Source organism: Novosphingobium sp. (assembly GCF_040398825.1).
GTDB lineage: Bacteria > Pseudomonadota > Alphaproteobacteria > Sphingomonadales > Sphingomonadaceae > Novosphingobium.
The window spans coordinates 67,871-77,748 of record NZ_JBBATI010000019.1; the positions used below are offsets into that span (position 1 = coordinate 67,871).

A 9,878-nucleotide genomic window follows, 5' to 3' on the forward strand; every position below is an offset into this window, starting at 1 on the left:
ATTTGGACCGCGCTATAGGCAAAGGTGCCGCGCGGGGCAAACGCCGCTTGGGCTGTCAGCGATGCCGCAGCAGATCGGCCAGTTGCGGATCACCATCGGCGTTCGGATCGGCGCGAATCGCTGCCTCCTCCTCCGCGATCGCGTCCCACACTGCCTGATCGGCGTGGCGGGCAAAGCGGCGCGCCAGCGCATCGCCGGCCAGCCCCGCCAGCGCGGCAATCACCGGGCCCAGCACCGGATCATCGACCACGCGCAACGCGTCGCGAAATTCGGGCACCATCGCCTCGATCACCGCCGGGCCCATATCGCTGCGCAGCAGATCGGTGGCGGCATGCGGCCCGCCCTCGATCACCGCGCGCGCATTGGCCACGCCGATCACCCGCACCGCATCGGCCACGCGCGGCGCCGCCGCACGCGCGGCGCGCAGCGCGACCGGGCGCAACCACGCATCCAGCCGGCGGTGAAAATCGGCCGAAGTCATCACCGCCTGCAACACCAGCCCGGCCGCGCCCAGGCTGCCACCCAGATCGATCTGCGCAACGAACCGGTCCCAGGCCCCGCCCGGCGCATTCAGCCGTGCCAGCGCGCGCAGCGTGGCACGGCGCAACAGGCGGCGCACGGCTTCATCCAGGCTGAGCGGTGGCAGCGCGGCACAGCCCGCCAATGCAGTCGCCACCAGCAGGGCCGACCCGCCGGTGATGATGCCGCGCCGGGAATGATTGGGCCGCGATGGATTTGCACACATCATCTCACAGCGCCTCGTTGCGTTCTGCCGACAGGGACTGGCCCCCGCCGCTCACCCGCCCTATATCCCGCCAAACATGAACGCTGCCAACACCCAATCCAAAACCTGCCGGTGTCTGGTGTTCAATCCCGGGCTGGATGTGCTCGATTACCGGGTGCCGGCGGGCATGACGGTCGAACCGGGCAGCGTGGTTGTGGCGCCGCTGGGGCCGCGCCAGATCATCGGCATTGTGTGGGATCATGGGCGATTGCCGGGCGCCGATTTCCCCATCGCAAAGCTGCGCCCGCTGTTGCAGGTGTTGCCGGTGCCGCCGCTGCCCGCGCCCTTGCGCCGGCTGATCGAATGGACCGCCGATTATTACCTCAGCCCGCTGAGCCAGGTGGCGCGCATGGCGCTGTCAAGCAGCGCGGCGCTGCAGGGCGGCGGGATGATCACCGAATACCGCCTGGCGGATGCCGCGCACCCCGCGCGGATCACCCCGCAACGCGCCAAGGCGATCGAACGGCTGGCCGGCGCGCAGGCGACCATCCGCGAACTGGCCGTGATCGCCGATGTGTCCGACGCGGTGCTGCGCGGGATGCTGGGCGCGGGGCTGCTGGAATCGGTGCGGGTGGACAGCGACCGGGCCTATCCCGAACCTGACCCAGACCATGCCGTGCCCGTGCTGAGCGATGGCCAGGCGGCGGCGGCGGACCGCATCATCGCAGCCACGCGCGCACGCGCGTTTCAACCGTTCCTGCTCGATGGCGTAACCGGGTCGGGCAAGACCGAGACATATGCCGAGGGGATTGCCGCTGCGCTGGCGATGGGGCGGCAGGTGCTGGTGCTGCTGCCCGAAATCGCGCTGACACAGAATTTCCTTGCCCGGTTTGAAGCGCGCTTTGGCGCTGCGCCGGTGGCGTGGCATTCGGGGCTGAAGGCATCGGAACGCCGCCGGGCGTGGCGGCAAGTGTCGCAAGGCGGGGCCAAAGCGGTGGTGGGCGCGCGATCGGCGCTGTTCCTGCCGTTTGCCAATCTGGGCCTGATCGTGGTGGATGAAGCGCACGAAATCGCGTTCAAACAGGATGATGGCGTGCGGTACAATGCACGCGACGTGGCGGTGATGCGCGCGCGGTTTGAATCGATCCCGGTGGTGCTGGCCAGCGCGACCCCGGCGCTGGAAAGCCTGGCGATGGCCGATGCCGGGCGGTACGAACGGCTGGTGCTGCCCGACCGGTTTGGCGGTGCACAAATGCCGCATATCCAGATTGTCGATCTGCGCGAACACCAGCCCGATCGCGGCCGCTGGCTGGCGCCGCCGCTGGTGAAGGCGCTGGAGGAACGGGCGAAGCGCGGCGAACAGAGCCTGCTGTTCCTCAACCGGCGCGGTTATGCCCCGCTGACGCTGTGCCGCGCCTGCGGCTATCGCTTTTGCTGCCCCAATTGTTCGGCCTGGCTGGTGGAGCACCGGCTGTCACACCGGCTGGCGTGCCACCATTGCGGGCACGAAGTTCCACCGCCGCCCGCCTGCCCCGAATGCGCAGAGCCCGATTGCATGGTCGCCTGCGGCCCGGGGGTGGAACGTATCGCCGATGAACTGCGCGAAATCCTGCCCGATGCGCGGGTGATGGTCGCCACGTCCGACACGCTGAACAGCGCGGACAAGGCCGCCGAATTTGTCGAACAAGTGACGCACGGCGGCATCGACGTGATCGTCGGCACCCAACTGGTGACCAAGGGCTTTCATTTCCCCAACCTGACGCTGGTGGGCGTGATCGATGCCGACATGGGCCTGGAAGGCGGCGATCTGCGCGCGGCCGAGCGCACTTATCAGCAGATTGCCCAGGTCGCCGGGCGTGCCGGACGCGGCGAAAAACCGGGCGAAGTGCTGCTGCAAACGCGCCACCCCGATGCCGCGGTGATCGCCGCGCTGGCCAGCGGCGACCGCGACGCGTTCTACGCCGCCGAAACCGAGGCCCGCCGCGACGCCAACGCCCCCCCGTTCGGCCGCTGGGCCGCCATCATCGTATCCAGCGAAGACGAAGCCGAAGCCAAAGCCGCCGCCCGCGGCATCGGCGGCACCCGCCCCACACTGGACGACGTGATGATCCTGGGCCCCGCCCCCGCGCCGCTGTCGCTGCTGCGGGGCCGCTACCGCTACCGCCTGCTGATCAACGCCCGCCGTTCGAGCGACCTGCAGACGGTGCTGCGCGACTGGCTGGGGCCGCTGAAATTCCCGCCGGGTATACGGGTGGCGGTGGATATCGATCCGTACAGCTTTGTTTAGGGCTTGGGGACGTTAATTGGGGGTTATTGCACGTGGCACCGTAACTCCCGGAGGTGTGTTCAAGAAGCGGCTGTCGAACAACCAGTATCGGTCGATCATCGTGGCGCGCGGCGGGGATTTTTGGGTCTACTCCTACCTCTTCGCCAAACAGGATCGGGCGAACATTGATGAAGGCGAGTTGAAGGTATTCCGCGAGATTGCAAGGGCATACGCGGGGATGACGCAGGCCCAGGCGGATGACCAGGTGGCAGACGGGCACTGGACCGAGATTTGTGCCGCAGAGTTGGAGCAAGGAACATGAGCAAGCGGGTTTACAAGAGCGATGCCTATGCGGCCGCGCACAGTTCCGCGCAGGCGCTGTACCGCACCGGCGTGATCGACAAGGCCACCATGCGCGATTTCGACGCCTCTTGCCTGTCCGTGCCGCCCGCCTTTACGCCCGGGGATATTCAGCAATTGCTCGAGGCAAACAACGTCAGCCAGCCGGTGTTTGCCCGCTATCTCAACAACAGCGAATCCACCGTCGAAAAGTGGGAAACCGGCGCCAAGCGCCCCAGCGGCATGGCCTGCAAACTGCTCGCCATCGTCCAGAAGCACGGGCTGCAAGTGCTGACCTGAGGCCCCTGATTTTCAGGGACTTCCTGCCCAACCCGAAAAGGGCGGATAAAGCGCCATGAGGTTTGATTGAAGCAACTTTGGCCCCTCCCCTCAGGGGAGGGGTTGGGGAGGGGTGTCCTACGCCCGAAATGTCGCGCGCCATCGCAGCGCCAGACACCCCTTCCCAACCCTTCCCCTGAGGGGAAGGGCTTTCGATTCAACATATTGTGTTACCAAGTCAAAGTTTAGCTGGGATTACAGCGACAGGTACGGAACCCACCCATTAATCCAGTGGATTGCACCCCTTGAGTGCCGGAACTACCATATCGGTCGCGTAATGCCCCGGCGGGCAACTGCCCGGGACTTTAGGGGGAGCGAGGACCAATGAAACGCAGAACCATGGCGCTGGGGCTGATCGGGGCCGCCATTCTGGGTGGCGGGGCCTGGTATGGCAGTCTGGATGCGGAGACGCGCGGGTTGCTGGCGGCACTGCCGACCAATGCCGATGTGCTGGCGTGGCCGCGGCCGACGCGGGATGCGGCGTTTCGCGCGATGGACCGGTTGCCGATTCTGGCGCGGGCGGCGACGATTGCGCCATCGACGCATCCCTTGCCGCTGCCGGCGGGCAGGCCGCTGGATGTGCCGGGGATCGACCGGTTCATGGCCAGCCAGCATGCGGCCGGGCTGGTGATCGTGCAGGACGGCAAAGTGCGGCTGGAACGCTATGGGCTGGGGTTTGGGCCGACCGGGCGGTGGACCAGTTTTTCGGTGGCCAAATCGTTTACATCCACGCTGGTCGGGGCGGCGATTGCCGATGGGGCGATCCACAGCCTGGAGGACATGGTCAGCCAGTATATCCCCGATCTGCGCGGATCGGCCTATGACGCGGTGTCGATCCGCCAGCTGTTGACGATGACATCGGGCGTGCGCTGGAACGAGGATTACGAAGACCCGCAGTCGGATGTGTCCCGGTTCAACCCGTCGGTCCCCGACCCGGGCGTCGATGCCACGGTCAGCTATATGCGAAAACTGCCGCGCGCGCATCCGGCCGGCACGGTGTGGCATTACAGCACCGGCGAAACCAACCTGATTGGCGTGCTGGTGTCACAGGCGGTGCACAAGCCGCTGTCGCAATACCTGTCCGAAAAGATCTGGCAGCCGGCGGGCATGGAGGGCGGCGCGACCTGGCTGCTGGGCAAGACCGGCCACGAAATCGCCGGATGCTGTTTGCAGGCGCGCACGCGTGATTTTGCGAGCATGGGCCTGCTGGTGCTGGCCAATGGCGTGGTGGATGGCAAGGCGATCGTGCCCGCCGACTGGTTTGCGCAGGCCACGGTGAAGCAGCAGGACATTGGCGAACCCGGCCACGGCTATGGCTATCAGTGGTGGACGTTTGACGATGGATCGGTCGCGGCGCGCGGCATTTTTGGCCAGAGCATCTTCATCGATCGCAAACGCCACCTGGTGATTGCGTCAAACGCCGATTGGGCCCGCGCCGACGCCGGCCCCGAAGATGCAGCGCGCGAGGCATTTGAACACCAGGTGCAGGCGCTGATCGACGCTGGGAAATAGCGGTCTTCAGCACAATTCACCAAATAACAAACAAAAAGCCCTCCCCCTGCAGGGGGAGGGTTGGGTGGGGGTGTCCGACGCGGCGGCGGCGCGCAAAAATTCGAGCGTCGGACACCCCTTCCCAACCCTTCCCCTGAGGGGAAGGGCTTTGCGTAGCGCGAACCTCATCTCATGCCCGCTGGACAAACTTGTTCAGCGCAAACCGCCTGTCAGGTCATGCGGCCGCACCACGGCCAGATCATACAGGTGCCAGCTGGCATAGCCCAGCACGGGCAAAGCCACGCCCAGCCCGACAAACGCCGTGATCGCGCCCAGCACCAGCAGCGCGACCACGGTCAGGCCCCACACGGCGACCGTGGCCGGGTTTTTCACCGTGACGCGGACAGAGGTGCGGATGGCGACGGCCAGCCCGACCGGCCGATCGATCAGCATCGGGAACGAGATCACGGTCATCGCCAGGGTCACCACGGCAAAGCCCAGGCCGACCAGATTGCCGACGATTATCATCTGCCAACCGGCGGGCGTGGACATGACCGCGCGCACAAACGCAATCGGATCGGTGACCGGCACCGACCCCATCGTTGCCGCAAAGATCAGCCAGGCGACCATCAGCCAGGCCAGAAACAGCACGGCGACCACCGATGTCAGCGCCATCATCGTTTCGGCGGTCGGGCCGCGATAGCCATCCAGAAAGTGCGACCAGCCCGAATCGAGCCCGAGTTGCCGGCGCCGGGCCAATTCGTAAAACCCGCTGGCCAGCGGCGGGCCCAGCAGCATGGCGCCGGCGGCGACCGGCACGACCAGCGGCAGGATCGACACATTGGACGTGACCAGCGCGGCCAGCAGCGCCACCACCGGATAGATGACCACCACGAACAGCAAATCCCCGCGTCTTTCGGTGAAATTGCGCCAGCCCTGGGCCAGCGCCAGGCGCAAATCGGCCACGCCGATGGTGCGGATTTCAATGTCGTCTGTCGCCGGCGCAACGCCAGCATACCCTGCAAGTGCCATACACGCTCTCCCGTTTTGGTCGCCATGCAGGAAGCCGTTTCGCGTCGGTCAACTGTCGGGTGCGCGCAAACAAGGGGGCAAATCGGACGCGCACATTCATTCGCGATGGAACTTCGTCGCACAGTCTTATCGTGAAAGAGTACGCCTGTTCTTGCCTGGAGCACAGCGAAAAATGCAACTGCTTATGCAAAAAACGAAACTGTAATAAGCTTGGGTGACTTGGTCCGGACAGCCGTGCACAATCCGCACGATGATGATCCCGATCCGCCCGTCGATCACCTTGGCCGCAATCGCCATGCCGGTGCTGGCCACCGCAGCGCTGCCCCCGATCGCCACGCTTCGCTGGCACAAGCGCGTGGTGCTGATCGCGGCGCCGGATGCCAATGATCCGTCCGCGAGCGAACAGCGCGCGATCCTGGCGGCCTGGCACCAGGGCGCGGAGGATCGTGATATTGCCGTGGTCGAAATTGCCGGCAGCGCTGTCAGCGGTGCGGGCGATGCCGCGCCCGCGCTGCGCCGGCGCTATCGGCTGGAACCAGCGCGGTTCACCGTGCTGCTGATTGGCAAGGACGGGCAGGTGGCCGTGCGCGCCGACCGGCCGATCGCGGCCGACCGCTTGCAACGGGTGATCGACGCCATGCCGATGCGCCGGGCCGGCGAGCGCTGACCAGCGTTGCGCATGCAAGGACAGGTTGCCCTGCGCCCAAGGTGATGCGCTATGCTGTCGCCATGACGCGCGGCCCCCTTCTTGTTCCCGTTCTGGGCGACCAGCTTACCCCGACATTGTCCAGCCTGTCCGGCTGCACGCCCGCCGACACCATGGTGCTGTTGATGGAACTGGTTGATGAGGCGACCTATGTGCGCCACCATCAGGCCAAGATCGCGCTGATCCTGTCGGCGATGCGGCACTTTGCCGATGAATTGCGCGCAGATGGCTGGCGGGTGGATTATGTGCGGCTGGACGATCCCGCCAGTACCGGGTCGTTCACCGGCGAAGTCATGCGCGCGGCACAGCGGCATGGTGCGCGCGGCGTGCGGGTGACAGAGCCGGGCGAATGGCGCGTGCGGCAGATGATCGATGGCTGGGCCGATGCGACCGGGCTGCCGGTGGAGGTGCTGTCCGACACGCGGTTTGTGTGTCCCCTGCCCGATTTTTTCCAGTGGGCGGCGGGGCGCCGCGAATCGCGCATGGAATATTTCTATCGCGACATGCGGCGCAGGACCGGGTTGCTGATGCACGGCGACCAGCCGGAAGGCGGGCGCTGGAACTTCGATGCCGAAAACCGGTCGGGGCCGGCGCCAGGCCTGAACCCGCCCGCGCCGCTGGTGTTTGCGCCCGATGCGGTGACGCAGGACGTGATCGCCATGGTGCGCGACCGGTTCGGGCACCATTTCGGCAGTGTGGACCGGTTTGGCTGGCCGGTCACGCGTGGCGATGCGGCACAGTTGCTGAACCATTTCATCACGCACCGGCTGCCGCAGTTTGGCCAGTGGCAGGATGCGATGCTGGCCGGGCACGACACCATGTTTCACGCGCTGATTGCGCCGGCGATGAACCTGGGGCTGATCGATCCGGTCGATGCGTGTCGTGCGGCGCAGGCGGCGTATCAGGCCGGCCACGCGCCGCTGGCGGCGGTTGAGGGCTTTGTCCGCCAGATCATCGGCTGGCGCGAATATATCCGCGGCATGTACTGGCTGACGATGCCTGATCTGGCTGATGCCAATGCGCTGAACGCGACGCGGCCGCTGCCCGAATTCTGGTGGACCGGCGAAACGCGCATGCGCTGCATGGCGCAGGCGGTGCGCACAACGCACGACAATGCCTATGCCCACCATATTCAGCGGCTGATGGTGCTGGGCAATTTCGCGTTGCTGGCGGGGTTGCGCCCACAGGATGTGTCCGACTGGTTTCTGGCGGTCTATGCCGATGCCTATGAATGGGTGGAATTGCCCAATGTGGCGGGCATGGCGCTGCACGCCGATGGTGGCCGGCTGGCATCAAAGCCCTATGCCGCCAGCGGCGCCTATATCAACCGGATGAGCGATTATTGCGGGTCGTGCCATTACGCGGTGAAGCAGAAGACCGGGCCACAAGCATGCCCGTTCAACGCGCTGTACTGGCATTTTCTGGATCGCAACGCGGCAAAGCTGGCACGCAACCCGCGCATGGCGCAAATGTACGCCACCTGGAACCGCATGGGCGAAGACAAACGCGCCGACACCATCGCCAGCGCCGAGGCGTTTCTGGCCACGCTGCAACCGGCGCGGCCCGGCTGGGCGCGCGATACCTCATCTTAGCGACTTGGCATTGCGGCGCCCCCATCAGCATACGATAATGGCAATATAGTCTGGGTCGGCCGCCGCTATTTGCTGGATGAAGCCATCCCGGGTTACCAGCGCGAGCCTTTTCACCCTGGCAGTGGCCATCAGGAAACAGTCCCCCGGATCCCTGTGGCGTGTCGCGGTCGCCACCTCAGCAGCCTCGCATGATATGCGCTGCCTGATCGGAATCACCTTTGCTTCGGTCAAAGCGACAGCATCACGAAACCATTGTGCAGGCGGTATTTCGCCCAGGTGAGGGCGACCAGCTATCCGGTTCTTTTGCGTAGCTACAGCCAGTTCCCACGCCGTAATGGGAGAAACAAACAGCGTGCCTGCCTGCTGATTTTCACCAATCGCCACAAGTGCCGTTTCTGTCAGGGCATTTTCACCACTGACGAGCCAAAAGAGCGCGTGCGTGTCAAGCAGGATACCGGACAAGGTTAGCGCTTGGCTGCATCACGAATGGAATTGGAATTCTTCGAACCGATATGACTGGAAATACTGCCACCATTGGGCACCGATTTCCCGCCTTGGCCCGGCACGGTTATGGGTTTTGTCAGATCGACTTTTTTGCTGATCGTCATTTTGCCTTTAAGGGCCCCAGCGCCTTTGACCGTCACCAAGCGTCCCGACTTGGAATCCCGAACAGTCGTGATTGTTGTGGGATGAGCCGTTTTTGTCATAATCATAACATTAGCGCAAAATGGCAGGAATATCCAGTGTTTGTTCAGGCTTCGAGCAGCGCGGCGGCCTGCAACAGGCGGTTGCCGTGGTCGGCCTCTTCACGGCCGTTGGCGCGCAGCAGCGCTGCGGCTTCGGCATTGTCGATGGTCGCGGCCCAGGTTTCGTACAGCGCCTCTCCGTTGAATTCGCCGACCGACAATTTGCGCAGCGCGGCAGGCGTCACTTCGGCAAAGGGAAAGCTGCCGCCGGCCAGATAAGGGTTGCTGTCGGCCGCTGGAGCGGGGAAATCGCCACCGCCCAGCACGCGGATAACCTCTGACACCCGGCGCGCATGGATCATTTCTTCGGCGCCGTTGTCATGCAGCAGCGCGATCACCGCGGCATTGTCGGTGCCGGTGGCGGTGTGGCGATACAGCGTTTCGCTCGCTGCCTCGACCAGCACCATGATCTTGAAATCGGCAATGGTTGGCGCAGTCACCTGGTTGATATGGGCAAACGCCTCACCGATGGTTTGCGGCTGCGCGGATTCCAGTGCGATCGTGGCCATCATGATTTCTCCCAATATGGCCACACTCTAGCCCGGTTTAGCCGTGCGGTTAAGCGTCTTTTTCGTCAGTGCCACCCACCGCCCCGCACCCCCGGCCCATCCGCCCGGTTAAGGTACCCTGTGGGCGGATGGGC

11 protein-coding genes are annotated in these 9,878 nt (G+C 64.9%); 6 read left to right on the forward strand and 5 right to left on the reverse strand.

The annotated features are described in order from the left end of the window. Positions 1-55: 55 nt before the first annotated feature. A complete protein-coding gene (locus ABWP89_RS11005) occupies positions 56-748 on the reverse strand; it encodes a DUF4197 family protein (protein ID WP_353229251.1) in 693 nt (230 codons plus the stop codon). A 73-nt stretch (positions 749-821) separates the two neighbouring features. On the opposite strand from ABWP89_RS11005, the gene ABWP89_RS11010 reads away from it, so the two are divergent. The 4 genes from ABWP89_RS11010 to ABWP89_RS11025 all read left to right on the forward strand — a co-directional run bounded on the left by ABWP89_RS11010 (position 822) and on the right by ABWP89_RS11025 (position 5,180). Further along, positions 822-3,011 carry a primosomal protein N' gene (locus ABWP89_RS11010; RefSeq protein WP_353229252.1) on the forward strand — a complete coding sequence of 730 codons (2,190 nt, stop codon included), beginning with the start codon at positions 822-824 and terminating at the stop codon, positions 3,009-3,011. Between the two features lie 16 nt (positions 3,012-3,027). Beyond that, positions 3,028-3,312, forward strand: coding sequence for a type II toxin-antitoxin system RelE/ParE family toxin (locus ABWP89_RS11015; RefSeq protein WP_353229253.1), 285 nt, complete (start codon positions 3,028-3,030; stop codon positions 3,310-3,312). Beyond that, entirely contained in the window at positions 3,309-3,629 is a 321-nt protein-coding gene (locus ABWP89_RS11020; RefSeq protein ID WP_353229255.1) for a helix-turn-helix domain-containing protein, read from the forward strand. Before ABWP89_RS11015 ends, ABWP89_RS11020 begins: the two co-directional genes overlap by 4 nt. A gap of 363 nt (positions 3,630-3,992) precedes the next feature. Then, positions 3,993-5,180, forward strand: coding sequence for a serine hydrolase domain-containing protein (locus ABWP89_RS11025; protein WP_353229257.1), 1,188 nt, complete (start codon positions 3,993-3,995; stop codon positions 5,178-5,180). Between the two features lie 192 nt (positions 5,181-5,372). Here ABWP89_RS11025 and ABWP89_RS11030 read toward each other — a convergent pair whose 3' ends face one another. Continuing rightward, the gene (locus ABWP89_RS11030) at positions 5,373-6,191 is read right to left on the reverse strand and encodes a DUF2189 domain-containing protein (RefSeq protein ID WP_353229258.1); all 819 of its coding nucleotides are present in this window, start codon (positions 6,189-6,191) and stop codon (positions 5,373-5,375) included. 250 nt (positions 6,192-6,441) lie between these two features. Between ABWP89_RS11030 and ABWP89_RS11035 the strand changes: the two genes are divergently transcribed. Continuing rightward, complete coding sequence (locus tag ABWP89_RS11035; RefSeq protein ID WP_353229259.1) at positions 6,442-6,858, forward strand: DUF4174 domain-containing protein; 417 nt, start codon at positions 6,442-6,444, stop codon at positions 6,856-6,858. Between the two features lie 62 nt (positions 6,859-6,920). Continuing rightward, positions 6,921-8,489, forward strand: coding sequence for a cryptochrome/photolyase family protein (locus ABWP89_RS11040; RefSeq protein WP_353229260.1), 1,569 nt, complete (start codon positions 6,921-6,923; stop codon positions 8,487-8,489). A 24-nt stretch (positions 8,490-8,513) separates the two neighbouring features. Here the strand turns inward: ABWP89_RS11040 and ABWP89_RS11045 are convergent, their stop codons facing one another. Genes ABWP89_RS11045 through ABWP89_RS11055 form a run of 3 tightly spaced genes read right to left on the reverse strand, consistent with a single transcriptional unit; the run spans position 8,514 to position 9,744 of the window. After that, on the reverse strand, positions 8,514-8,951 hold the full coding sequence (locus ABWP89_RS11045; RefSeq protein WP_353229261.1) for a type II toxin-antitoxin system VapC family toxin: 438 nt from the start codon (positions 8,949-8,951) through the stop codon (positions 8,514-8,516). Positions 8,952-8,953: 2 nt separating this feature from the next. Then, positions 8,954-9,196 (reverse strand): hypothetical protein, encoded by a 243-nt coding sequence (locus ABWP89_RS11050; RefSeq protein ID WP_353229262.1) that lies wholly within the window; start codon positions 9,194-9,196, stop codon positions 8,954-8,956. A gap of 44 nt (positions 9,197-9,240) precedes the next feature. After that, positions 9,241-9,744, reverse strand: a complete 504-nt coding sequence (locus ABWP89_RS11055; RefSeq protein WP_353229263.1) for a hypothetical protein — start codon at positions 9,742-9,744, stop codon at positions 9,241-9,243. Positions 9,745-9,878 lie beyond the last annotated feature (134 nt).

Coding starts and splice junctions, on each gene's coding strand:
- ABWP89_RS11005 (WP_353229251.1), bottom strand. CDS start 748: ATGATGTGTGCAAATCCATCGCGGCCCAATCATTCCCGGCGCGGCATC.
- ABWP89_RS11010 (WP_353229252.1), top strand. CDS start 822: ATGAACGCTGCCAACACCCAATCCAAAACCTGCCGGTGTCTGGTGTTC.
- ABWP89_RS11020 (WP_353229255.1), top strand. CDS start 3,309: ATGAGCAAGCGGGTTTACAAGAGCGATGCCTATGCGGCCGCGCACAGT.
- ABWP89_RS11025 (WP_353229257.1), top strand. CDS start 3,993: ATGAAACGCAGAACCATGGCGCTGGGGCTGATCGGGGCCGCCATTCTG.
- ABWP89_RS11030 (WP_353229258.1), bottom strand. CDS start 6,191: ATGGCACTTGCAGGGTATGCTGGCGTTGCGCCGGCGACAGACGACATT.
- ABWP89_RS11035 (WP_353229259.1), top strand. CDS start 6,442: ATGATGATCCCGATCCGCCCGTCGATCACCTTGGCCGCAATCGCCATG.
- ABWP89_RS11040 (WP_353229260.1), top strand. CDS start 6,921: ATGACGCGCGGCCCCCTTCTTGTTCCCGTTCTGGGCGACCAGCTTACC.
- ABWP89_RS11050 (WP_353229262.1), bottom strand. CDS start 9,196: ATGACAAAAACGGCTCATCCCACAACAATCACGACTGTTCGGGATTCC.
- ABWP89_RS11055 (WP_353229263.1), bottom strand. CDS start 9,744: ATGGCCACGATCGCACTGGAATCCGCGCAGCCGCAAACCATCGGTGAG.